The 22627-nt window shown below is 71.0% G+C and carries 23 protein-coding genes; 9 read left to right on the top strand and 14 right to left on the bottom strand.

Features of this window, described 5'->3' with window-relative positions:
- Positions 1-14 precede the first annotated feature (14 nt).
- From ACSHT8_RS14750 to ACSHT8_RS14730, 5 genes are all read right to left on the bottom strand, one after another.
- On the bottom strand, positions 15-353 hold the full coding sequence (locus tag ACSHT8_RS14750) for a hypothetical protein (RefSeq protein ID WP_436501565.1): 339 nt from the start codon (positions 351-353) through the stop codon (positions 15-17).
- Positions 350-2182: an anthranilate synthase family protein gene (locus ACSHT8_RS14745; protein ID WP_436501563.1), complete on the bottom strand. Its 1833-nt coding sequence runs from the start codon at positions 2180-2182 to the stop codon at positions 350-352. The genes ACSHT8_RS14750 and ACSHT8_RS14745 overlap by 4 nt, the downstream gene beginning before the upstream one ends.
- Positions 2179-2769 (bottom strand): isochorismatase family protein, encoded by a 591-nt coding sequence (locus ACSHT8_RS14740; RefSeq protein ID WP_436501561.1) that lies wholly within the window; start codon positions 2767-2769, stop codon positions 2179-2181. Before ACSHT8_RS14740 ends, ACSHT8_RS14745 begins: the two co-directional genes overlap by 4 nt.
- Before the next feature lie 59 nt (positions 2770-2828).
- A complete protein-coding gene (locus ACSHT8_RS14735; protein WP_436501559.1) occupies positions 2829-3788 on the bottom strand; it encodes a ParB/RepB/Spo0J family partition protein in 960 nt (319 codons plus the stop codon).
- Positions 3789-4082: 294 nt separating this feature from the next.
- Positions 4083-4463 (bottom strand): hypothetical protein, encoded by a 381-nt coding sequence (locus ACSHT8_RS14730; RefSeq protein ID WP_436501557.1) that lies wholly within the window; start codon positions 4461-4463, stop codon positions 4083-4085.
- Positions 4464-4634: 171 nt separating this feature from the next.
- On the opposite strand from ACSHT8_RS14730, the gene ACSHT8_RS14725 reads away from it, so the two are divergent.
- Positions 4635-6554, top strand: a complete 1920-nt coding sequence (locus ACSHT8_RS14725; protein ID WP_436501555.1) for an ABC transporter ATP-binding protein — start codon at positions 4635-4637, stop codon at positions 6552-6554.
- Here ACSHT8_RS14725 and ACSHT8_RS14720 read toward each other — a convergent pair.
- A complete protein-coding gene (locus ACSHT8_RS14720; protein WP_436501553.1) occupies positions 6551-8254 on the bottom strand; it encodes a DUF2339 domain-containing protein in 1704 nt (567 codons plus the stop codon). The two genes, ACSHT8_RS14725 and ACSHT8_RS14720, sit on opposite strands and share 4 nt — an antisense overlap.
- Positions 8255-8582: 328 nt before the next feature.
- A complete protein-coding gene (locus ACSHT8_RS14715) occupies positions 8583-9284 on the bottom strand; it encodes an IclR family transcriptional regulator (protein WP_436501551.1) in 702 nt (233 codons plus the stop codon).
- Between the two features lie 64 nt (positions 9285-9348).
- Between ACSHT8_RS14715 and leuC the strand changes: the two genes are divergently transcribed.
- The 3 genes from leuC (at position 9349) to ACSHT8_RS14700 (ending at position 12375) form a co-directional block, all read left to right on the top strand.
- Positions 9349-10752 carry a 3-isopropylmalate dehydratase large subunit gene (leuC, locus tag ACSHT8_RS14710; RefSeq protein WP_436501550.1) on the top strand — a complete coding sequence of 468 codons (1404 nt, stop codon included), beginning with the start codon at positions 9349-9351 and terminating at the stop codon, positions 10750-10752.
- 12 nt (positions 10753-10764) lie between these two features.
- On the top strand, positions 10765-11379 hold the full coding sequence (gene leuD / locus ACSHT8_RS14705; protein WP_436501548.1) for a 3-isopropylmalate dehydratase small subunit: 615 nt from the start codon (positions 10765-10767) through the stop codon (positions 11377-11379).
- A 249-nt stretch (positions 11380-11628) separates the two neighbouring features.
- Positions 11629-12375 carry an HU family DNA-binding protein gene (locus ACSHT8_RS14700; RefSeq protein WP_436501547.1) on the top strand — a complete coding sequence of 249 codons (747 nt, stop codon included), beginning with the start codon at positions 11629-11631 and terminating at the stop codon, positions 12373-12375.
- A gap of 220 nt (positions 12376-12595) precedes the next feature.
- Here ACSHT8_RS14700 and ACSHT8_RS14695 read toward each other — a convergent pair whose 3' ends face one another.
- From ACSHT8_RS14695 to cofC, 3 genes are all read right to left on the bottom strand, one after another.
- Positions 12596-13462 carry an NUDIX hydrolase gene (locus ACSHT8_RS14695; RefSeq protein WP_436501545.1) on the bottom strand — a complete coding sequence of 289 codons (867 nt, stop codon included), beginning with the start codon at positions 13460-13462 and terminating at the stop codon, positions 12596-12598.
- A gap of 3 nt (positions 13463-13465) precedes the next feature.
- Positions 13466-15625 carry an RNA degradosome polyphosphate kinase gene (locus ACSHT8_RS14690; RefSeq protein ID WP_436501544.1) on the bottom strand — a complete coding sequence of 720 codons (2160 nt, stop codon included), beginning with the start codon at positions 15623-15625 and terminating at the stop codon, positions 13466-13468.
- A 66-nt stretch (positions 15626-15691) separates the two neighbouring features.
- A complete protein-coding gene (gene cofC / locus ACSHT8_RS14685) occupies positions 15692-16318 on the bottom strand; it encodes a 2-phospho-L-lactate guanylyltransferase (protein WP_436502071.1) in 627 nt (208 codons plus the stop codon).
- Positions 16319-16433: 115 nt separating this feature from the next.
- On the opposite strand from cofC, the gene ACSHT8_RS14680 reads away from it, so the two are divergent.
- The 3 genes from ACSHT8_RS14680 to ACSHT8_RS14670 are packed head-to-tail and all read left to right on the top strand — an operon-like array spanning position 16434 to position 19237.
- Positions 16434-17156, top strand: a complete 723-nt coding sequence (locus ACSHT8_RS14680; protein ID WP_436501542.1) for a lysophospholipid acyltransferase family protein — start codon at positions 16434-16436, stop codon at positions 17154-17156.
- 6 nt (positions 17157-17162) lie between these two features.
- Positions 17163-18164 carry an NAD(P)H-dependent glycerol-3-phosphate dehydrogenase gene (locus tag ACSHT8_RS14675; protein WP_436501540.1) on the top strand — a complete coding sequence of 334 codons (1002 nt, stop codon included), beginning with the start codon at positions 17163-17165 and terminating at the stop codon, positions 18162-18164.
- Positions 18161-19237 carry a cystathionine gamma-lyase gene (locus ACSHT8_RS14670; protein WP_436501538.1) on the top strand — a complete coding sequence of 359 codons (1077 nt, stop codon included), beginning with the start codon at positions 18161-18163 and terminating at the stop codon, positions 19235-19237. Before ACSHT8_RS14675 ends, ACSHT8_RS14670 begins: the two co-directional genes overlap by 4 nt.
- Before the next feature lie 132 nt (positions 19238-19369).
- Here the strand turns inward: ACSHT8_RS14670 and ACSHT8_RS14665 are convergent, their stop codons facing one another.
- Both ACSHT8_RS14665 and ACSHT8_RS14660 read right to left on the bottom strand, forming a co-directional pair.
- Positions 19370-20101 (bottom strand): anti-sigma factor, encoded by a 732-nt coding sequence (locus tag ACSHT8_RS14665; protein ID WP_436501536.1) that lies wholly within the window; start codon positions 20099-20101, stop codon positions 19370-19372.
- Positions 20098-20694 carry a sigma-70 family RNA polymerase sigma factor gene (locus ACSHT8_RS14660; RefSeq protein WP_436501534.1) on the bottom strand — a complete coding sequence of 199 codons (597 nt, stop codon included), beginning with the start codon at positions 20692-20694 and terminating at the stop codon, positions 20098-20100. Before ACSHT8_RS14660 ends, ACSHT8_RS14665 begins: the two co-directional genes overlap by 4 nt.
- A gap of 132 nt (positions 20695-20826) precedes the next feature.
- On the opposite strand from ACSHT8_RS14660, the gene ACSHT8_RS14655 reads away from it, so the two are divergent.
- Both ACSHT8_RS14655 and ACSHT8_RS14650 read left to right on the top strand, forming a co-directional pair.
- Positions 20827-20895 carry a putative leader peptide gene (locus ACSHT8_RS14655; RefSeq protein ID WP_436502070.1) on the top strand — a complete coding sequence of 23 codons (69 nt, stop codon included), beginning with the start codon at positions 20827-20829 and terminating at the stop codon, positions 20893-20895.
- Between the two features lie 64 nt (positions 20896-20959).
- Positions 20960-21433: a cysteine dioxygenase gene (locus ACSHT8_RS14650; RefSeq protein ID WP_436501532.1), complete on the top strand. Its 474-nt coding sequence runs from the start codon at positions 20960-20962 to the stop codon at positions 21431-21433.
- Here the strand turns inward: ACSHT8_RS14650 and ACSHT8_RS14645 are convergent.
- Both ACSHT8_RS14645 and ACSHT8_RS14640 read right to left on the bottom strand, forming a co-directional pair.
- Positions 21411-21857, bottom strand: coding sequence for a DUF1203 domain-containing protein (locus tag ACSHT8_RS14645; RefSeq protein ID WP_436501530.1), 447 nt, complete (start codon positions 21855-21857; stop codon positions 21411-21413). The two genes, ACSHT8_RS14650 and ACSHT8_RS14645, sit on opposite strands and share 23 nt — an antisense overlap.
- Positions 21858-21897: 40 nt before the next feature.
- Positions 21898-22560, bottom strand: a complete 663-nt coding sequence (locus ACSHT8_RS14640; protein ID WP_436501528.1) for a pyridoxamine 5'-phosphate oxidase family protein — start codon at positions 22558-22560, stop codon at positions 21898-21900.
- Positions 22561-22627: the final 67 nt, after the last annotated feature.

Raw genomic sequence — 22627 nt, 5'->3', positions numbered from 1 at the left:
GTTGCGTATGACCACTAGTGTTCGCTGAACGCCAACCCCAGCCCCGACAATCCCACCGCGCTGAACACGCCCTCCACGGTGGCCTCCACTTCGAACCGCACCCGCTCGGTGGGCGCGTACCCGATCAGCTCCATCGCCCGGTGCGGCGGCAGCGGCTGGTCGAGGAAGTCGTCGGACTCCCACAGCATCACCGCGCCCCACCGGTTCCCGACCGGGTCCGACACCCAGAACTTCAGCCGCAGTCCCTTGATCGACTCCCACGGCGTGACGCCCTCGTCGCGCAGGTACGTCCGCAGGGACTCGATGGTCTGCGTCGATTCGGTCAGGTCCCACCAGGTGACCGAGGCCTTCATGTGCCCAACACCTCTCTGATCCGCGCGGCGAGAATGCGGGGCCCGTCCTCGGTGAGCACGGACTCCGCGTGGAATTGCATGGAGGCGAAATGCGGCCCACGCAGGGCGTGCACCTCGCCGGTGTGGAGATCGCGACTGATTTCGACCAACCCGATTCCCGGTAAGTCGACCTTGTCCTCTTCGCTGTGCGCGGCGAAGGAGTTGTAGAAACCCACCAGCTCGGCTTCGCCGAACAGGTCGATCCGCCGCTGCCTGCCCTGATTCGACGACTCGCACCGCCGCAGATCAAGGCCGAGCAGACTGCTCAACACCTGATGGCTGAGACACACCGCCAGGAATGGACGCCTGCGTTCCAACAGACCGCTGATCGTGGAATAGAGGTGCGCGATCCGGTCGTGTCCGGTGTCGCGCGGATCGCCTGGGCCAGGGCCCATCACGACCAGCTCGTGGTCGTCAACGGCGTAGTCGTCGTCGAAGCGCCGGACCGTCACGTCCAGGCCCAGCGAGCTGAGCTGGTGGCCGATCATCGCGGTGAACGTGTCCTCCGCGTCCACCACCAGCACCTGCCTGCCCGCCAGGCCCGCGACCGGCCGCGGCACCTCGTCGCCCGCCAGCCAGAACCCGGACAGGCCGACGTTGCGGTCGGCCAGCATCGCCCGCACCCGCGGGTGCTCGCTCAGCGTCGGCCGGTCGGCCTCCAGCGCCGAAAGCAGCCCGGCGGCCTTCACCCTGGTCTCGGCGACCTCCGAGGCCGGGTCCGAGTGCCGGACCACCGTGGCGCCCACGGCGATCCGCATCCGGCCGCCCCGGTCGATGTCGGCGGTGCGGATGAGGATGGCCGAGTCCATGGTCGGCAGCCCGGCCTCGTCGCGGCCCAGCAGCGCGGCGACCCCGCTGTAGTAGCCGCGGCCCGCGGGTTCGTACCGGGCGATCACCCGGCACGCGCTCTCCAGCGGGCTGCCCGTGACCGTCGGGGCGAACATCGTCTCGCGCAGGATCTCGCGCGGGTCCCGGTCGGAGTGGCCCTCGATGAAGTACTCGGTGTGCGCGAGCCGGGCCATCTCCTTCAGGTACGGGCCGAAGACGCGCCCGCTGGTGCGGCAGATGCGGGCCATCATCTTCAGTTCCTCGTCGACCACCATGCGCAGCTCGTCGCGTTCCTTGGCGTCGTCGAGGAAGTCCATCATCCCGGCGAGGGTCGGGCCGGTCGGCGGGTAGCGGTAGGTGCCGCTGATCGGGTTCATCACCGCGACCCCGCCGCGCAGGCTGACGTGCCGCTCCGGGCTGGCGCCGACGAACGCGCGGTCCCCGGTGTGCACGACGAACGTCCAGTGCGCGCCGACCTCCCGCTCGCACAGCCTGCGGAAGAACGTCAGCGCCGCCGACGGGCTGTAGTGGGCGATGTCGGCGACGTAGGACCGCTTGAGTACGAAGTTCGAACCCGCGCCGTGGCCGATCTCCTCATCGATCATCGAGCGGACCGCGGCGGCGTAGTCGTCGTCGGTGACGTCGAAGTGCCCGCCGGTGAGTTTGATCGGGGTGTTGGGGATGCGGGTCAGCACCTCGGCGAGCGATACCGTCGCGTGCTCGGCGACCCGCAGCGCGATGAGCGGGGAGCCGTCGTCCACGGTGTCGAAGCCGCGTTCGGCGATCTGCCGGTAGGGGACCATGACCAGGACCTGACCGTCCCCGTCGAACGGGACGTCGGCGAGGGTCGGTGGCGTCGACACCTCGCCGACCAGGACGTCGACTTCGCCAGGGGCGCGGTGCAGGAGGGCGAACGGGGGTGGCTGCGCGGATAAGATCCGCGACAGCGCGTCGGTGATCATGGGAACACCTCGTCGGTCGTGACCACGACGGCACAGCGTTCGGCCGCGTACTCGATGGCCAGCCGGTGGTAGGCGGCGGAGAAGTCGGCGACCGCGTCGGCCACGACGAAGGTCTCGATGTCGTTGGTGAACGCCTCGACCGCGCTCATCAGCACCCCGACGTGGGCGTAGACACCGCAGATGACGAGCTGGTCGCGGCCGAGTCCCCGCATCCGCTCCAGCAGGTCGGACTTGAAGAAGGCGCTGTAGCGCCACTTCGTGAAAACCCAGTCGTCCGCGTCCGGCGTCAGCGGCTCCACCATCTCGCGGTCGGCCGGGTCGACCTTCATCCCGGGACCCCAGAAGTCCTTCAGCAGGCCGCGCTGCTCGGCGGTCATCCCACCCGGCTGCGCGGTGTACCCCACGGGGACGCCCAGCGCCCGGCAGCGCTCCCGCAGCGCCGCCGCGTTCTTCACCAGCGGCTCCCGGACGCTGTCGGGCAGCGGCCGCAGGAAGAAGCGCTGCATGTCGTGGATCAGCAGCACGGCACGGTCGGGGTCGGCGACCCAGGCCGCGGTGTTGCCGGGCAGCTCGGCGGGCGCGGGCATCGAATAGGGCGCGATCGTGGGGATACCTACCACTGTCTTCCTTCCCTCATGGCGGACCACTACATCCGGGGCACGCGCTCCAGCTGCTCGGCGAACCGGTGCCACGCCTGCGCGAACTCACTGGCGACCTGCGCGATCAGGTGCCTGCAGTGCGGCGGCACGTTCTCGGCGATCGCGTCCCACCGGCCGTTGTTGACCGCGTGCGCGTCCATCAGCCGCAGCAGCGCCCGCCCACTCTCGGTGAACCGGATCGACGGGTCCGTGCGCAGCCGCTGCAACACCGACGGCCAGTCCGGCTGCGCGGGCGCGGGCGGCGGCGGAGGCGGCACGGAGGCGACGGGGACGGCCCTGGTCAGGCGGACCGGGTCCTCCCCGCGCAGCATGCGGGTTCGCACGGCCCGCACGGTCTCGGGGGAGATGCCCGCCGTCCGCGCGACCTGCCGAAGGGACAACGTGGGGTCCTCCCGCATGAGGTCCCGCGCGATCCGCCGCTTCTCCAGGCTGTTGGCGGGCCGCACCCGCCCGTCCTGCCCCACGCGCTGCTCCGGCACGCTGCTGCGACACCGAGCCACGGTCTTCGGCGACAGCCCCGTGACCCGGGCGATCATCCGGTCCGACCACTGCGGATGCGACGCGAGGATGTCGGCGGCGGCGGCCTTGCGGTCGGTCAGCGAGAGCGGCAACCCGTGGGTGACGTTGGACTTCACCGCCAACACGAACGCGTCGGCGTCGTCCCCGTCGAAGTACTGGGCGTTGATCTCGGTCCGCCCGAGGATCTCCGCGGCCCGCACTCGGTGCGCCCCGTCGATCACCCGCATGGTCGCCCGATGCACGATGATCGGCGGCAACGCGTCGATGGCCTCGGCCAGCGCGTGGACGTGGTCGGCGTCCAGCCCCCGGCTGCGGGGGGAGCGGTGCGCTCTCAACTGGGCGAGCGGGAGCGCCACCACCAGCGAGAGCGGCCGCGCCCTCGGCTCGATGATCCGGTCTTCCTGTAGGGCAGCAGCGATTCCGGACACGCCAACGCCTCCCGTCTTGGTGGCGCGGCGGCCACCACCTCCCGAACACGTCGAGTCGGTTGTACCGAGAGGCGCGCAACCTCAGCGCAACCAGGGACGCGCTCCCTTTCGAGGTTGTCGATCAGCACGGGTTCGCGGCCACTTATTTCCTGCTGCCTTACCACGACCGCAGCTCAAGCCCCACCAAACGCAAGGCCACCCAAACAGGCACCCCCAAAGCCCCCAGCGCCAAGCCCCTAAACGCACCTCACCCCCGGAGCCACCGGCCCCGGGGGTGAGAACAACCATCAAACGTCAGCCGTTGGCCACGTTGTCATTGCAGGCCGCGTACTCGACCCAGTGCCCAGCCGTCAGCGCCTCGATCGGCCCGTTCCACTGCCACGGCGCGACACACGCGTTGTCGAGGATGCTCAGGGTGTACCCCTCGCCCCCGTTGGTGTTGGTCGAGTTGCCGTTGCACGCGGCGTAACCGGCGCCGTGGCCGACGGTCCCGGCCTCGAGCGGACCGTTCCACTGCCACGGGGCGACACAGGCGTTGCCGAGGATGCTGATGGTGTAGTTGCCGTGGTCGTGGTCGCCGCTCGGGATGTGAGCCGGGGCGGCCGACGCGGTGCCCAGGCCCGCGAGAAGTGCGGCGCCCGTGGCGGCGGCGACGGTAAGGATCCTTGTGAACACGATGATGTACCCGTTTCTCGAGAGGGGGTGACGCCGGGGACGACGGTGCCCAAGGACCACCGGGACAACACGCCGCCGCGCCGCCATGTCACCCGTCTCGGGGACGTCTGCCATCCGATCGTGCGGAATTGTCGGACCTGTCGGGGATCCTGCGCTGGGGAAGGGGAGACCGTGGGGAAGTCGAAGAAGGCGACACCGCAGTTGGCCGCGCTGTCGTCGCTGTCGTGGTTCGGGCACAACGAGGAGGTGGTGTCGGCGAGCCTGTGGCGGATGGCCAAGGCGCTGCCCGCCGCGTTGGGGCTGGTCGGCGGCATCGCGTGGCGGTCGAACCGGGTGGCGCTGCTGGTCGGGTTCGCCGCGCAGATCGTGTCCGGCGTGGTGACGGCGCTCGGCCTGCTCGCCGTCGCTGGTGTCCTCACGACTCTCTTCGCCGCGGGTCCCACGCCGGAGCGGGTCGTGGCCGCGGCGCCCGCGCTGCTCCTGCTCGCCGGGGCGTACGCGGCGCGCGGCCTCGCCGATACGGCGGTCGCGGGGGCGACGGCCCGATTACAGCCCAGCGTCCGCAGCAGCGTGGAGCGCGACCTCGCCGACGCGACGTCCAAAGTCGACCTTGTCGCCTTCGACGAGCCGAACTTCCACGACGAGCTGGAACGTGCCCGCTACGGCGGCCTCGGCGCCGTCGAGACCGCGACAGACCACGCCATCGTGCTGGTCGGCGGCCTCATCTCGCTGATCGCCACGGCGGCGACGGCCGCGCTGCTGCACCCGCTGCTGTTGCCGGTCCTGCTGCTGTCGGTCATCCCCGAGGCGTGGTCGGCCCTGCGGTCGGCGCGGCTGGAGTACGAGTCGCTCGCCCGCATGATCGAGACTCGACGCCGCCGCGCGCTGACCACCGACCTGCTCGCCTACAAGGAGTCCGCCGCCGAGGTGCGCGCGTTCACCGCGAGGCCGTTCCTGTTGGCCGAGCACGACCGGCACTCCGACATCATGCTGCGCGAGCAGATCAGCCTCGGCACCCGCCAGACCCTCACCTCGCTCGTCGGCCGCTCGCTGTCCGGCTTGGGCATCGCCGCGGCCTACGCGACGCTCGGGTGGCTGCTCTACCTCGGCGCCACCCCGCTGGCCGTAGCGGGCGCGGCGATCATGGCGATCCGCACGGTCCGCTCGTCGCTGACCCAGGTTGTCCTCGCGGCCAATCGCCTGTTCGAGAAGTCCCTCTACATCGCCGACCTGCGTGCCTTCCTCGCCAACGCCGCCAACGGCACCCGCCCGTCGACCGGCGTCCGCGCGCCGCGCGACCCGGCCGTCATCGATGTCCGCGCGGTGTCGTTCACCTACCCGGGCGCCGACAAACCCGCGTTGACCGACGTCGACATGTCCATCCACCGCGGCCAGGTCGTCGCGCTGGTGGGGGAGAACGGGTCGGGCAAGTCGACGCTGGCGAAGCTGCTCGCGGGCCTCTACCTGCCGACCGCGGGCACGATCACCTGGGACGGAGTCGATCTGGCCACGGTCGACGCCGACTCGGTCGCCGCCGGTGTCGCCGTCGTCATGCAGGACCCGACCCGCTGGCCCCTCACCGCGCGCCGCGCGGTCACCCTCGGCAGCCCCGACCGCCCAGACCCGGACGACCACGTGCTCGACCGCGTGGCCAAGGACTCCGGCGCCGACAGCGTGGTCGAGACCCTCACCCACGGCTGGGATTCCCTGCTCACCACCCGCTTCCGCGACGGCCACGACCTCTCCGGCGGCCAGTGGCAGCGCATGAGCGTCGCCCGCGCCCTCTACCGCGACGCCCCGGTCCTCATCTGCGACGAGCCGACCGCCGCCCTCGACGCCCGCGCCGAAGCCGCCGTCTACGAGACCCTGCGCACACTTCAGGCGGGCCGCACGGTCGTGCTGATCACCCACCGCCTCGCCTCGGTCCGCCACGCCGACGTCATCGTGGTGCTGCACCACGGCCACATCGTGGAAACGGGCACCCACGAGTCGCTGGTGGCCGCGGGCGGCCGGTACGCGGAGCTGTACGACCTCCAGGCCAGGTCGTACCGCGACGACCCGGCCGGGGAGGATGACCGCGTGAGTGCCTAGGTCTTGCCGGCCACCAGCTTCGCGTAGCGCGTTCCGGCGGTCAGCAACACCAGGCCCGCCGCGAGGAACACCGCCACCCGTGCCATGCCGTCCAGTGCGGACAGGTCGAACAGCACCAGCTTCACCACCGCCGCGCCCACCAGCGTCAGACCGACAACGCGCAGTGGGACGGAGTTGATGCCGCGCACGAGCAGCGCCAGCGCCGCGACCGTCCACGACACAGTGATCAGCACGTGCCCGACCAGGAACCCCGTCCGCCCGTCGATCGCCAGCATCGCCAGCGACAACACCAGGCCAGCCGCCCCGTAGAGCACGGCGAAGCCCGCGAACAGCCACGGCGCCAAGTGGTTCGACGGCGAAGCGAGTGCGCCTTGGCGCGCGGCCGCCCACGGCAGCAGCACCGCCACCGCCAGGATCAGCCCCGCCACCACGAGCGCGCCGACGAGGAACCCGTCTGACGGCCGGGAGAACTCGGCGAGGAACGTCGGCGGCAGGTCCTTCGCCCAGGCCATCACGGTGCCCAGCACCCCGAACCCGAGCGCGGCGTACAGCGGGACGCGCTGCCGGGTCCGGAACGCGACCGCCGTCAGGATCAGGGCTTCGCCGAGGAGCACGGCCGTGCGGGCGGACCCGTCGAACTGGGTCACCGTCGCCTGCAACAGCGCCACGAGACCCGCGACCACCGCCACGACCCCGGCCTGCCCGCGCCACCACACGCCCACGGCGATCAGCACCAGCGCGGCACCGGCCACGACGGCCACCGCCGTCCCCTTCGGCAGGAACAGCGCGGCGACGAGGATCGGCACCACCGCCGTGCCCAGCAGCCCCAGCGAAGCCAAATCGGTCGGCCGTCGGTGCAACTCCCACAGCGCCACCGCGACGCCGACCACCCCGGTCGCCACGGCGGCGGCGGTGTTCTCCCACGACCCTGGCGACATCAGCACCAGCGTGCTCACCACCGAAGCCAGCCGCGGCGGCACCCCGGCACCCAGCGCCACCTTCGGCCACCCGCGCCGCACCACCGCCGTGGCGACCTGCACCACAAGCAGGAACACCACAAGCGTCGGGGTGAACCCATCGGTGATCATCGGCGCGCACACCGCGCAGCCCAGCACGACCGCCGCGCCCAGCAGCGCGGAGTCCCACCGCACCGCCAGCACCAGCCCACCCACCGCGATCCCCAGCGCGACCGTGAGCCCCACCACGACCGGCAGGAACCCATACAGCGCACTGGCGGCGATGGTGTCCAGATACAACACCGCGATCCCGGTCGCGGCGAGCGCGAAGGCACCCGTCCGCGCGGCCGGGGTCCGGTACAGCCACAAGCCGGTCCCCACCAAGCCCATCCCGAACGCCGCGCCCACCAGTACGCGAGGCAGTGGCCCCAACCAGCCGCGCTGCACCGCGAGGACAAGGAGAAGGACGACACCGAGGAGCGTCACCGCGCCACCGATCCAGGCGAGCAGACGGCTCCCCGCACCGTCCTCACTGAGCAGCTCACCGAGCGAGCGCCGGTGGACGGGGGGAGGAAGGGGAGCGGGAGTCCACTGCGGCCCGGCCTGCCACGCACCGGATTGCGCAGGTGTTTGCGGCCAAGGAGCCTGCCCGGACGCGGATCCCTGCGGCCACGCTTGCCCGGGTTGGCCTGCCGGAGCCGCTTGCTCTGCCTGCTGCCCAGGCGCGGTCGTTTGCGCTGCCAAGGTGGGTCCGGTCGCGCCCGGCGGAGCTGCTTGTGGCCATGCCAGGTACCCGGGCGCCTGTGGCCATACGGCGGGTTCCGGTGAAGCCGCCCGCGGCCCGGCAGGTGCGGGCGGCGCATCAGTCCGCTCGCTGGGAGCGGCGGAAGTCACATCTCCCGGCGCGGCCTGTATGGCGCGCAGTTCGGCGCCGACCGCACCGAGGCGGCGCCCGAGTTCGTCTATCTCTCCCGCGAGGCGCAGGAGTGCGGTCGTATCGGCGGACATGGACACAGAATCCACCGATACGACCGCGAAGTGATCCGTAGCACTACTCAGACCGGCTAACGATTCAGAGCCGGTTCTGCAGCGCGTCGGCCGCCGCCAGCAGATCCGCCGCCCACCGTGCGCCCGGACGGCGGCCCATGCGGTCGATCGGGCCGGAAACCGAGACGGCCGCCACAACCGTGCCGGACGCGTCGCGGACCGGGGCCGACACCGACGCCACGCCAGGTTCCCGTTCCGCCACACTCTGCGCCCAGCCGCGTCGCCGGACCTCCAGCAGGGCGCGCTCGCCGAACACCGCGTCGGCCAGCAGGCTGCGCTGGGTGGCCGGGTCGGCCCACGCGGCGAGCACCTTGGCGCCCGAGCCCGCGGTCATCGGCAGGCGGGCGCCCACCGGGACCGTGTCGCGCAGCCCCGACTGCGGTTCGGCCGAGCACACGCAGATGCGGTGCAGGCCGTCGCGCCGGTAGAGCTGCACGCTCTCGCCGGTGCGGTCCCGCAGTCTGGGCAGCACCGCGGTCGCCGCGTCGAGCAGGGGGTCGGTCGCCCCGCCCGCGAGCTCGCTGAGTGCCGCCCCCGGCCGCCAGCGGCCGTCGGAACCACGCCGCAGCAGGCGGTGCACCTCAAGGCCGACGGCCAGCCGGTGGGCGGTCGCCCGTGGCAGTCCGGTCTTGGTGCACAGCTCCGCCAACCCGCAAGGTTCCTTGGCCACGGCCTCCAAAACGGCCATTGCCTTGTCCAGAACACCGATGCCGCTATGCTGTCCCACGAAGCGATACTACGTTCCCGTCATATGGGATGTCCAGCCTGTGGGAAGCTGATGGTGATGAGCGATGGCTAAAACGCTCGCGGAGAAGGTTTGGGACCAGCACGTGGTGCGGCGCGGCAGCGACGCCGAACCGGACTTGCTCTACATCGACCTGCACCTTGTGCATGAAGTGACGAGTCCGCAAGCGTTCGACGGTCTGCGGCTCGCGGGTCGACCGGTGCGCAGGCCCGATCTGACGATAGCGACCGAGGACCACAACGTACCAACTATTGGGATCGACCTCCCGATCGCCGATCCGGTCTCGCGCACCCAGGTCGACACCCTGCGCCGCAACTGCGCCGAGTTCGGCGTGCGCCTGCACCCGATGGGCGACGCGGAACAGGGCATCGTGCACGTGGTCGGGCCGCAGCTGGGCCTCACCCAGCCCGGCATGACCGTGGTGTGCGGCGACAGTCACACCTCGACGCACGGCGCGTTCGGCGCGCTGGCCTTCGGGATCGGCACCTCGGAGGTCGAGCACGTGCTCGCCACCCAGACGCTGCCGCTGCGTCCTTTCAAGACGATGGCGGTCACCGTCACCGGCGAGCTGCGCCCCGGCGTGACCGCCAAGGACATCATTCTCGCCGTCATCGCCCAGATCGGCACCGGCGGCGGCCAGGGCTACGTCCTGGAGTACCGCGGCGACGCCATCGAGAAGCTGTCGATGGAAGCCCGGATGACGGTGTGCAACATGTCGATCGAGGCCGGTGCCCGCGCGGGCATGATCGCCCCCGACGACACCACCTTCGACTACCTCAAGGGCCGCCCGCACGCGCCCGCCGACGAGGACTGGGACGAAGCCGTCGCCGCGTGGCGCGAGCTGCGCACCGACGACGACGCCGAGTTCGACGCCGAGGTCGTCATCGACGCCTCGACGCTGACCCCGTTCGTCACGTGGGGCACCAACCCGGGCCAGGGCCTGCCGCTGTCGGCGTCGATCCCGAACCCGGCCGACATCGCCGACGAGAACGAGCGCGTCGCCGCCGAGAAGGCGCTGACGTATATGGGTCTGGAGCCGGGCACGCCGCTGCGCGACATCCACGTCGACACCGTGTTCCTCGGCTCCTGCACCAACGGCCGGATCGAGGACCTGCGCGCCGCCGCGGACGTCCTGCGCGGCCACCACGTCGCCGACGGGGTGCGGATGCTCGTGGTGCCCGGCTCGATGCGGGTGCGCGCGCAGGCCGAGTCCGAGGGTCTCGACAAGATCTTCCTCGACGCGGGCGCCGAGTGGCGTCAGGCCGGGTGCTCGATGTGCCTGGCGATGAACCCCGACAAGCTGGCGCCGGGCGAGCGCAGCGCGTCGACGTCGAACCGCAACTTCGAGGGCAGGCAGGGCAAGGGCGGGCGCACCCATCTGGTGTCGCCGCTGGTCGCGGCCGCCACGGCGGTCCGCGGAACCCTGTCCACCCCTGACGACCTGAACTGAGGTAGAGCCACCATGGAGCCGTTCACCACACACACCGGCGTCGGCGTGCCGCTGCGCCGGTCCAACGTGGACACCGACCAGATCATCCCGGCGGTCTACCTCAAGCGCGTGACCCGCACCGGGTTCGAGGACGGGCTGTTCGCGGCCTGGCGGTCCGACGAGCAGTTCGTGCTCAACCAGGAGGCGTTCCGGGCGGGCAGCGTGCTGGTCGCCGGACCGGACTTCGGCACCGGGTCCTCCCGCGAGCACGCGGTCTGGGCGCTGGCGGACTACGGGTTCCGGGTCGTCATCTCGGCCCGGTTCGCCGACATCTTCCGGGGCAACTCGGGCAAGGCGGGCCTGCTGGCCGCCCAGTGTGAGCAGTCCGATATCGAGTTGTTGTGGAAGCTGCTGGAGAACGAGCCGGGCACCGAGGTGACCGTCGACCTCGGGGAGAAGACAGTCCGCGCCAAGGACTTCACCGCCCCCTTCCACATCGACGACTACACCCGTTGGCGCCTCCTCGAAGGGCTCGACGACATCGCCCTGACACTGCGCCATGAGGGCTCGGTAACCGAGTTCGAGCAGGCCAGGCCCAAGTGGAAGCCGGTGACGACGCCTATCCCGACCCCGACTCCGGCGGGCTGAGCGGCAGCCGAATCCCCTGCCGCTGCGGGTATCCGAGAGGCCATCTCCTAAGACCACAATCCACCGCCGCTGACCCACGCGACGCACCCGATTTCGGCGAATCGACCCCCTGAAGGGCCGAACATCGCACGATGCAAGGAAAAATCGGGCGCGTCGCGTGGAAATTACGCGCCTATAGGCATACGGTGTGCAGAAGTCGGCCAAATTGGGCCGTTAACGGCAGTGTGGTCTCTTACGGAGGACTGAAGGGTGAACAAGGCCCAACTCATCGAGGCGTTGACCGAGCGTCTCGGCGACAAGAAGGCCGCAGGCGCTGCGGTCGACGGTCTCGTCGACGTGATCGTTCGCACGGTCAACAAGGGCGAGAAGGTCAACATCACCGGGTTCGGAGTGTTCGAGAAGCGCGCCCGCGCTGCCCGTACCGCGCGCAACCCGCGCACCGGTGAGACCGTGAAGGTGAAGAAGACCAACGTTCCCGCGTTCCGCGCGGGCACGATGTTCAAGGAGGTTGTGTCCGGGACGAAGAAGCTGCCCAAGGTGGCGGCCACCCGTCCGGCGGCGGCCGCCCCGGCCGCCCGCGCCACCACGACGCGCGCCACCACCGCCACCCGCACCACGCGTGCGGCGGCGGGCACCACCACGGCACGCTCGACCGCGGCTCGCGGCACGACGACGCGTACCCGTGCGGCTGCGGCCAAGCCCGCGGCGGCGGCCCCGAAGGCGGCCACCACGCGCGCCACCACCACCCGGGCGGCGGCTGCGAAGCCTGCCACCACTCGGGCGGCAGCGAAGCCTGCCGCGGCCAAGGCCACGGCGGCGAAGACGACCGCGGCCAAGCCCGCGGCCACGAAGACCACCGCGGCGAAGACCACCGCGGCGGCGAAGACCACGGCGGCCAAGAAGCCCGCCGCGGCGAAGAAGACGGCCACGGCCGCCAAGGCCGCCCCGAAGGCGACGGCGAAGGCTGCCGCGCCCAAGAAGGCCGTCAAGAAGTAAGCAGCACACAGCTAGTCGCGAGAGCCCCGCACGCTTCTCCCGTGCGGGGCTCTCGCGTGTCTTGGGCTTGGTATAGGCGCGCAGGAGAGGCGGGGGGACGGCAGCGATGTAGAGCAAGAGATGGACGGAGGGCAGGGAGGAGAGGGAAGAGGCAGAGGGAAAGACAGGGCAGTTAGAAGGATCGCCCAGTTCCACCCGATGGTGCGGACCCAGCCCGAGCTCAGACTCTGTCTATATACCTGGCGCCGACTAGCGTGTCCCCGGCGAAGGACAGCACCCAGGTGCTTCCTTTCCGACTGCTGACACCCTCAAGTTCCATACCGGACTCCTTGGCCAGGTGCTCGACCACATCCGGAATCACGCCGCCCTGACTGCAGACGACCGGTGTCCCGCCCTCATCCACAATCTCCAGCAGCCGTGTCACAGCGCAGGCCGGATAGTCCGCGTGGCTTCCCTCGGAAAGCCGAGGCTCGGGAAGCACCGGAACCCCAAGCTTGTCCGCCAGCCCCTGAACCGTCTGCACACACCGAGCCTTAGGCGTCGCGTGCACCCTAGTAGGCCCGAACAAGGGCAGTAGCGCTTCCAACGTCTCCACCTGCGTCAGACCCAGTGGTGACAGCGGCCGCGAGTCATCCGGCCCTTGCCACTCCGCCTTGTTCCCCGCGTGCGCATGACGCACCAACAACACAGTCGTCGTCACCGGATGCTCGACGAACTTGGCCAGCACGCCACGGTCATGTTCATGGGTCAGCAGCGGCACGGCGTCGGCGGGCCGCAGCCAGCGGAGTTCGTCCACTTCGCCGTTGACCCTGAAGTCGCCCCCAACAGCCTCGGCGGCGAAGTAGTCGACAGTCTTGGAGTCCCCGCGCACTTCATACGCCACCTGCCCCAGATAGCGTCCCAGGGCGGCCTGATACCCGGTCTCCTCAAGGACCTCCCGGACCGCCGCCGCGTAGATCGACTCGTCGGTGTCCAGCTTGCCCTTCGGCAGGGTCCAGTCGTCGTAGCGCGGGCGGTGTACGAGCGCGACCTCGAGGGTCGGGCTCGTCCGCCAGAGCACGGCGCCCGCCGCGCTGATGTCCGCCATCGGCTACGCCAGGGCCCGGTGCCGCTTGAGCAGTTCGGTCTGGTGGTCGCGGACCGAGTCGGTGCCCACCGGCGACGGCTGCCAGTCGCCGTTGGGGGCGAGGATCCAGCAGCGGGTGGCGGGGTCGAGCAGAGAGTCGAACATGTCGTCCAGCTGCTTGGTGAGGCGCGGGTCGGTGACGCGGACCTGGACTTCCACGCGGCGGTCGAGGTTGCGGTGCATCATGTCGGCGCTGCCGATCCAGTGTTCCGCCGAGCCGGTGAAGATGAACACGCGCGAGTGTTCCAGGAAGCGGCCCAGGATCGACCGCACGCGGATGTTCTCGCTGAGCCCGGGGATGCCCGGCTTCAGCGCGCAGATTCCGCGCACCACCACGTCGACCGGCACGCCCGCCTGGGAAGCGCGGTAGAGGGCGTCGATGACTCCCTCGTCGACCAGCGAGTTGAGCTTCACCTTGATCCCGGCGGGACGCCCAGCCAGCTTGTGCGCGATCTCGTCGTTGATCCGCTCCACGATCCCGCGCCGCACGCCGTAGGGGGCGACGAGCAGGCTGCGGTAGGTGTCCTGGCGGGCGTAGCCGGTGAGGACGTTGAACAGGTCCGTCAGGTCCGCGCCGATCGACGGCTCCGCGGTGAGCAGGCCGACGTCCTCGTACAGCCGCGCCGTCTTCGGGTTGTAGTTGCCCGTGCCGATGTGGCAGTAGCGGCGGATCGTGGAGCCCTCCTGCCGCACCACCAGTGACGTCTTGCAGTGCGTCTTGAGTCCGACGAGGCCGTACACCACGTGCACGCCCGCCTTCTCCAGCGCGCGCGCCCACTTGATGTTGGCTTGCTCGTCGAACCGCGCCTTGAGTTCCACCAGGGCCACGACCTGCTTGCCCGCCTCCGCCGCGTCGATCAGCGCGTCGACGATCGGGGAGTCGCCGGAGGTGCGGTACAGCGTCTGCTTGATCGCCAGCACGTGCGGGTCGCTGGCGGCCTGCTCGACGAAGCGCTGGACGCTGGTGGAGAACGAGTCGTACGGGTGGTGCACCAGGACATCACCCTCGCGGAGGGTGGCGAAGATGCTCTTCGGCGTCTCGCGTTCGCCGAAGGCCGGGTGGGTGGCGGGCACGAACACCGGGTCCTTCAGTTCCTTGCGGTCCACCTTGTAGAGCTGCCACAGGCACGACAGGTCGAGCATCCCCTGCACGACGACGACGTCGTACGGGTTGACCTCCATCTCCCGCAGCAGCAGTTCGAGCATGTGCTCGCTCATGTCGTCGGCGACCTCCAGCCGCACCGACGGACCGAACCGGCGCTGCGCGAGCTCGCGCTCCAGCGCCTGCAACAGGTCCTCGTCGCGGTCCTCCTCGACTTCGAGGTCGGCGTTGCGGGTGACCCGGAAGGCGTGCACCTCGGTGACGTCCATGCCCGCGAACAGCATGTTGAGGTGCGCGGCGATCAGGTCCTCGAGCAGCAGGAAGATCGCCACCTGCTCGTCGGCGCTGCGGTCGATCGGCACGAGGCGCGGCACGTTGTCGGGCACCTTGACGCGGGCGAACCGCTCGGTGCCGCCCTCGGGATCCCGCACGGTGACCGCGAGGTTGAGCGAGAGCCCGGAGATGTACGGGAACGGGTGGGCCGGGTCGACGGCGAGCGGGGTCAGCACCGGGAAGACCTGGTCGCGGAAGTACGTCGACAGCCGCTTGCGGTCGTCCTCGGTGAGGTCGGCCCAGCTGGCGATCTTGATGCCGCGCTCGGCCAGTTCCGGGCGAACCCGGTCCTCGAAGGCCCGGGAGTGCTGCTCGACGAGTTCCTGGTTGCGCTTGGCGATGTAGGCGAGTTGCTCGCGCGGGGTGAGCCCGTCGGCGCTGCGGACCGAGAGGCCGGTCTCGTTGCGGCGTTTGAGGCCCGCGACGCGCACCATGTAGAACTCGTCGAGGTTCGAGGCGAAGATCGCCAGGAACTTCGCGCGCTCCAGCAGCGGCTGCGAGGAATCCTCGGCGAGGGCGAGAACACGCGCGTTGAAGTCGAGCCAGGACAGCTCGCGGTTGAGGTAGCGGTCGTCGGGCAGGTCGGTGGCCGCCGCCGCGGGGGTGACCGCGGGTGGGGCCGACGGCACGCCGCGCGGCTCGGGGGATGGGCCCTCGAAGATCGTTTCCTCAGTGCTCTCGGTGCTCACAGGGCCTTATTGTTCAGCAAGAACTCGCTAATAGCCCACCGTGGGCCTGAACCTCTCGGTTAATTCTCAGCAGACGCGACGGACGTCCCCGGCCACCTGTGCGGTGCGCGCGCCGACGCCCAGCGTCAGCGCCTCGGCGAGATCGCCCGCGGTGTCGACGTCGCAGCGCAGCGTGTCGCAGGCCACACCGACGCGGACCGCGTCGCGGCCGTGCGCGGACGCCGATCCCGGGCCGAACCGCGGGTCGAGGGCCATCCCGGGGGCGGCCAGCAGCAGGGTCGTGCCGGTGCCGTCGCGGTCGGCGGCGAACGCCCGGCGCCCGGCGGCCTCCGCGATCACGGCGGTCAAGTCGGCTGGACGCAGCGCCGGGAGGTCGGCCTGCAACGCGCCCACCGCGACAGCCGGGTCGGCGGCGCGCAGCCGGTCGGCGCCGTACCGCAGCGCCGCGTTGAGCCCGGGCAGGCCACGCTCGTCGACGCACTCGGCCCCGGTCGCGCGCACCGCGTCGACCACCCGCTCGTCCTCGCACACCACCAGCACCCTGCGGACGCCCGCCGCGGCGGTGGCCGCGGTCAGCGTGTCGACGAGCAGGGCCAGCACGAGGTCGCGATGGGCCGCCGCGCCACCCGGCACCGCGCCACGCAGCCGCGTCTTCGCCCGGTCGAGATGTTTCACCGGGACCACGAGGTCCACCACGGCTTCGATCCTGCCGGCCGTGGCCGAGCCCACCCCGTCTGGACCGGCGGTGGGGTGGCCAGGGAGACTCACCTGTCACGGCAGGTCTGGGGTGCGACGAGGAGGATGGACGTTGGGCAAGCGCGAGAAGGGCGGGTTCTGGGTCGGCGCGGCGGCGGTGGCGTTCTACCCGCTCAGCTGGCTGGGCAAGCGCACCTACATCGGCGGCGAGAAGCTGCCGCGCACGGGCGCCGCCCTGCTGGTGATGAACCACGTCTCGCACCTCGACCCGCCCAACGACGCGGTCTTCGTGCACCGCAACAAGCGCGTCCCCCGGTTCATGGCCAAGGACAGCCTGTTCAAGGTGCCGGTCTTCGGCCGCATCCTGGCCGGGTCCGGCGGCATCCCGGTCTACCGCGGCTCCGCCGAGGCCAAGGACAGCCTGCGCGCGGCGCACCAGGCCCTGCAGGAGGGCAAGGTCGTGCTGATCTACCCCGAGGGCACCATCAGCAAGGACCCGACGGGCTGGCCGATGCGCGCCAGGACCGGCGTGGCCCGGCTGGCGCTGGAGAACGACGTCCCGGTCATCCCGGCCGCGCGCTGGGGTACGAACAACATCTGGGACGGCTACACCAAGAAGTTCCACCCGCTGCCGCGCAAGAAGGTCACCACCGTCGTCGGCGACCCGGTCGACCTGTCTGCCCACCGCGGCAAGCCGATCACCAACCAGCTGCTGCGCGAGGTCACCGACCTGTTGATGACCGAGGTCCAGGCCCTGCTCGCGGACATCCGCGGTGAGCAGGCGCCCGCGGAGTTCTTCCGGCCGGGCGGCAAGCGCGACGAGACCGCGGGCTGACCGCCGATGACCGAGATCACCGTCCTCGGCGCCGGGTCGTGGGGCACCACCTTCGCCAAGGTCATGGCCGACACCGGCCGCGAGGTGACCCTGTGGGCGCGCCGCCGCGACCTGGCCGAGTCGATCGAGGCCACCCGGGTCAACGCCGACTACCTGCCCGGCATCCGGCTGCCCGACACCCTGCGGTCCACTTCGGACCCGACGATCGCGCTGGCCGGGGCCAAAATTGTGGTGCTCGCGGTGCCGAGCCAGAGCCTGCGGCACAACCTGACGTCGTGGCTCGGCCTGCTCGACCGCTCGGCGACGCTGGTCAGCCTGGCCAAGGGTGTCGAGCTGGGCACGCTGAAGCGGATGAGCGAGGTCATCGCCGACGTCACCGCGTTCCCGACCGACCAGATCGCCGTGGTGTCCGGGCCGAACCTGGCCCGCGAGGTCGCCGAGGAGCAGCCGGCGGGCACGGTGATCGCCTGCGCCGACCACGACCGGGCGGTCGAGGTGCAGGAAGCGTGCACCACTGGCTACTTCCGGCCGTACACGATCACCGACGTCATCGGCTGCGAACTGGGCGGCGCGTGCAAGAACGTCATCGCGCTGTCCTGCGGTATGGCGGCGGGCCTCGGCTACGGCGACAGCACCATGGGTCTGCTGATGACCCGCGGCCTGGCTGAGATCGCGCGCCTGGGCGCCGCGCTGGGCGCCGACCCGATGACGTTCTCCGGGCTCGCGGGTCTGGGCGACCTGAGCGCGACCTGCTCGTCGCCGCTGTCGCGCAACCGGACCTTCGGTGCCCGCCTCGGCCGGGGCGAGACCGTCGCGCAGGCGCAGGCCGCCACGAACGGGCAGGTCGCCGAGGGCGTCAAGTCGTGTTCGTCGATCCGGGAGCTGGCGTTCAAGCACGGGGTGGAGATGCCGATCACCGAGGTGGTGCACCGGATCTGCCACGACGGCTTCGACATCCGGGAGATGGCGGGCGAGCTGATCGGCCGCAAGACGAAGCCGGAACGATGACCGGCGACGGCACGCGCTGCGTCCACGCGGGCGGGTCCGGGGACGAGCCTGGCGAGCCGACGGTCGCGCCTCCGGTGCTGGCCACGCAGTTCCACCTGGGCGGCGCGGACTTCTACGGGCGCGCGACGAACCCGACGTGGTCGGCGCTGGAGTCGGCGATCGGGGAGCTGGACGGCGGGCACTGTGTTCTCTACGCCTCCGGCATGGCCGCGATCAGCTCCCTGTTGCGGACGGTCCTCGACGCGGGCGACACGGTCGTCCTTCCCGCCGACGGCTACTACCTGACGCGTGCGTATGTCCGCGACCATCTTCGTGACCTGGTCGTCCGCGAGGTTTCGACTTCCGCCGAGTGGACCGCTGAGCTGGTCGCCGGCGCGCGGCTCGTCCTGCTCGAATCGCCCTCCAACCCGGGCCTGGACGTTTGCGACATCGCGGAGATCGCGCGCCTGGCCCACGCGGCAGGCGCGCTGGTCGCGGTCGACAACACCACGGCGACCCCGCTCGGGCAGCGGCCGCTGGAACTGGGCGCGGACATCGTGGTGGCCAGCGACACCAAGGCCCTCTCCGGCCACAGCGATGTGGTCCTGGGCCACCTCACCGCGGCTGACCCCGATCTCGCCGCCCGGCTCCGCACCGAGCGGACGGCCAGCGGGGCGGTGCCCGGGCCGTTCGAGGTGTGGCTCGCGCATCGGGGCATGGGCACATTGGACCTTCGGCTGGCGCGCCAGGCGGACAACGCCGCGGCGCTCTATCAGGCGCTGCGCGGGCATCCCCGGATCCGCGGCTTGCGGTGGCCAGGGGCGGCCGCAGACCCGGCCCACCCGATCGCCAAGCAGCAGATGCGACGGTTCGGCGGGGTGGTGACTTTCGAGCTGGAGTCCGCGGAGGCCGCCGACGCGTTCATCGCGAAGGCGAGACTCGTCGCCGCCGCGACCAGCTTCGGCGGCCTGCACTCCACGGCCGACCGCCGCGCCCAGTGGGGCGACCCGGTGCCCGACGGTCTGGTCCGTTTCTCGTGCGGTTGTGAGGACGCCGCCGATCTGGTCGCCGACGTCCTCGCCGCGCTTCGCTGAACAGGCGGAGCCATCTCCATCACCGGAGGCTGATCGCCGCGCGCCGTGGGCGAGCCGGTGCCCGCCGGTCTGGGTTTCTCGTGCGGTTGCGAGGACGCCGACTTGGTCGTCGACGTCCTCGCAGCACTCCGCTCAAACCGGCAGAGCCATCTCCATCACAGCGGGCAAGCTCGGCTCGGTCGAGCCGCCGTCCGGTTCCACCGTCACCCCGATGGTCGTGGCGTTCTGCACGCCGGACGCGTCCACCAGCGACGCCCGTCCCGACTGGTCCGGCTCGAACACCCCGATCGACTTCGGCTTAGGGCCGTCGCCGATGAGCCACGCCTGGTAGGTCTTCCCGTCCGGCGCGGCTGGGATGTTGTCGGCCAGCAGCATCACTTGGCCCCGGTGTCGGGAGACCACGACGGTTCCGCTCAGCCCGTCCGCGGTGGTCCCGCTGACGATCCGGGCGTCGTCGGCCCGCAGGAGTTCGGCCATCGCCGCCACCTGCTGCCGTCCCGAGTCGGCCTCCTGGTTGCTCCGCACCAGCAGCACCCCGAGGCTCACCGAGACCACGAGCAGCACCGCCGCGGCGGCGCCGAAGATGCGGGTCGGCCACGGGGACTTCGCGCGGCGGGCGGCCAGCTCGTTGAGCGGCGACTGCTGCCGCACCTCGGCGATCCGGGCCAGGACAGCGGCCTTCAAGGCCGGTGGCGGCTGTTCCTCGGCGGCTTCGCCCAGGCGGGTCGCGGTGGCCCGCAACTCCTGGACCTCCTGCCTGCACGACTCGCACTCGGCCAGGTGGCGCTCGAACTGGGCGCGCTCGGCCTCGGGGATCGCGTTCAGCGCGTAGGCGCCGGTCAGCGCGTGGATGTCGGCGGTCATCGTCCCACCCCCAGGCAGTCGCGCAGGCGGATGAGTCCGTCGCGAAGACGAGTCTTGATGGTGCCCAGCGGGGTGTCGAGCAGCTCCGACACCTCGCGGTAGGTCATACCCCGGTAGTACGCCAGCTCGACCGACTCGCGCTGCAGGTCGGTCAGGCTCGCCAGGCACCGCCGGACCTGCTGGTGCTCCAGCCGGGTGCCCACCTGCTCGGCGACCTCGTCGAACGGGCGCGTGGTCTCCCGCCGGTAGGCCTTGTCCTCCCGGTCGGTCGCCGACTGCGCCGAGCGCACCCGGTCGACGGCGCGGCGGTGGGCCAGGGTCATGACCCAGGTCATCGCGCCGCCCTTCTCCGGGGCGTAGCGGGCGGCGGTGCGCCACAGTTCCAGCATCACCTCCTGGGTCACCTCCTCCGACTGCGCCGGGTCCCGCACCACGCGTCGGACCAGGCCGAACACTGGCGCGGAGACGATGTCGTACAGCCGCTCGAAGGCGCTCTCGTCGCCGCGCGCGACGCGCTGCAGCAACTCGCCGGGCTCCGGCTGCTGTGCCGGAACGCCCTCCACCCCCGCGATGCGCCGAACCCGTTCGGCCATGGGCACCTGCTCTCGTCGGTCGTCCTCATCACCCATTCGGTGCGAACCGGCGGGCGGATTGGCTCCCACTTCGTGGGCGCCTTTGACGGGGACGCCTTCTAACGCTTTCCTACTCCCGTGCTTCTTCGCGCCATGACAGACCGGCGGGGTCACATCGACCTCTGCCGAGTCGCTGGCGCGCTCTGTCTCTGTTGTCGGTGATCCAGCCCGTCCTCGCGGCCCGTCTGCCGCGTCGTGCTCACGTATCCCGAGAAGAGACTTCCCGATGTTCGCCGTTCCAGAGAACACCATCGCCGTCGCGGGCGCACCCGCCGCGTCGCACCCGGCCCTGGTCGCCCGCGCCTACGCCGCCGACCGCGCCCGCTGGCGTGACCAGCTCAGCTACGACCCCGACCAGCGCTACACCGCGCTGATCGACAGCACCGACGGCCAGGAGGTCTGGCTGATGACGTGGCTGCCCGGCCAGTCCACCGACCTCCACGACCACGGCGCCGTGTCCGGCGCGTTCACCCTGGTCTCGGGCACGCTCACCGAAACCGTCGCGCGCGGCGGCGAGCGGCCCGCGGAGGTGCTCAACGCGCTGAGCGCGGGCCAGACCCGGGTGTTCGGCCCCGGCTATGTCCACCAGGTCACCAACACCGGGACCGACCCGGCCATCAGCATCCACGTCTACCGCGAGGGCCGCCCGCCCATGGGCCGCTACCGCCTCGACCCGGTCACTGGTCCTCAGCCCGTGTAATGGTGAACATGTAGCAGCCGTAGGCGATGTTGCGGCTGTGGATCCAGGCCACGCCCGGGTCCGCGAGCTGCTGCTCGATCACCGACTCCGGGTCCGATCCGTCGTGGACTGTCGTGACCGGATGGATCCAGCCCCGCGCGTCGTAGGCGCGCAGCACCTGCGGGCGCCGCAGCCACTCGGCGGGGTAGCGGTCGGACTCCGAGCCCGCGCATGGTTCGGAGTGGACGAACACCGCGCCGGTCTCCCGGTACGGCGTGCCGTCCGGCAGTTCGGGCGTGTAGTTGGCGAGCGTGATGACGTCGCCGGGCCGGGCGTCGCGCAGGCAGCAGCGCAGCGGTTCGCCGCCGGTGGCGGTGACGCGGTCCGGGGCGGTGCGGAGCACGGCGAGGTCGGCGGCCGGGATCGCGTGGATCTGGAAGGTCATGCCCACCAGCCTGGCCGCCGCCCCGCGCGTTATCTGGCGGCTATCGGACACCGCGCTTGCTGACGTGCGGCGGCACCTCGACGCCCTCCGGCAGCAGCTCGCACGACACCGGCTCGCCCCAGACCTGGTGCAGCGGCAGCACTCCGGCCCACGCGACGCCCGCCTCGACGTCGGCGTCGTCGTCGCCGGGCGGGCCGCTGCGGACCTTCACCGCGGCCTCGGTCAGGTCGATCGCCAGCACGGCGGTCTGGGCCATTTCCTTGGTGTTGGGCTCGCGCGCGTGCTCCCACGACCCGGGCGCGAGGTGCTCGGTGATGACCTCCAGCGCGTGCCACTTGGCGTCCGGGTCGGTCACCGGCACCGCCGTGCCGTGCACGACCGCCGAGCGGTAGTTCATCGAGTGGTGGAACACCGAACGCGCGTAGACGATCCCGTCGACCAGCGTCACCGCGACGCACACCTCGATCCCGGCCGACGCCGTGCGCAGGCTCAGCGCGCCGGTCGACCCGTGGACGTAGAGCGTGTCGCCGTCGCGGCCGTAGCCGGTCGGCAGCACGACGGGGGAGCCGCCGATGACCGTCGACAGGTGGCAGATCAGGCCGTCGTCGAGGATGGCGTGCAGCACCGACCGGTCGGTGACGGCACGCTTCTTGCCTCGCTGGACAGTGCTTCGGTCGGTCGGCGAGAGCGGTGTCTGAGTCACCAGACCAGGATCGCGGAGTAGAGTGGCCTCCTAGTAGTGCCACAGCTACGCAATTCCAGGAGGCCAC

The sequence above is a fragment of the Actinokineospora sp. HUAS TT18 genome, from assembly GCF_051364635.1.
GTDB lineage: Bacteria > Actinomycetota > Actinomycetes > Mycobacteriales > Pseudonocardiaceae > Actinokineospora.
This window is presented reverse-complemented; position numbering and strand designations above follow the sequence as displayed.

Coding starts and splice junctions, on each gene's coding strand:
- ACSHT8_RS14750 (WP_436501565.1), bottom strand. CDS start 353: ATGAAGGCCTCGGTCACCTGGTGGGACCTGACCGAATCGACGCAGACC.
- ACSHT8_RS14745 (WP_436501563.1), bottom strand. CDS start 2,182: ATGATCACCGACGCGCTGTCGCGGATCTTATCCGCGCAGCCACCCCCG.
- ACSHT8_RS14740 (WP_436501561.1), bottom strand. CDS start 2,769: ATGCCCGCGCCCGCCGAGCTGCCCGGCAACACCGCGGCCTGGGTCGCC.
- leuC (WP_436501550.1), top strand. CDS start 9,349: ATGGCTAAAACGCTCGCGGAGAAGGTTTGGGACCAGCACGTGGTGCGG.
- leuD (WP_436501548.1), top strand. CDS start 10,765: ATGGAGCCGTTCACCACACACACCGGCGTCGGCGTGCCGCTGCGCCGG.
- ACSHT8_RS14695 (WP_436501545.1), bottom strand. CDS start 13,462: ATGGCGGACATCAGCGCGGCGGGCGCCGTGCTCTGGCGGACGAGCCCG.
- ACSHT8_RS14675 (WP_436501540.1), top strand. CDS start 17,163: ATGACCGAGATCACCGTCCTCGGCGCCGGGTCGTGGGGCACCACCTTC.
- ACSHT8_RS14670 (WP_436501538.1), top strand. CDS start 18,161: ATGACCGGCGACGGCACGCGCTGCGTCCACGCGGGCGGGTCCGGGGAC.
- ACSHT8_RS14665 (WP_436501536.1), bottom strand. CDS start 20,101: ATGACCGCCGACATCCACGCGCTGACCGGCGCCTACGCGCTGAACGCG.
- ACSHT8_RS14660 (WP_436501534.1), bottom strand. CDS start 20,694: ATGGCCGAACGGGTTCGGCGCATCGCGGGGGTGGAGGGCGTTCCGGCA.
- ACSHT8_RS14650 (WP_436501532.1), top strand. CDS start 20,960: ATGTTCGCCGTTCCAGAGAACACCATCGCCGTCGCGGGCGCACCCGCC.
- ACSHT8_RS14645 (WP_436501530.1), bottom strand. CDS start 21,857: ATGACCTTCCAGATCCACGCGATCCCGGCCGCCGACCTCGCCGTGCTC.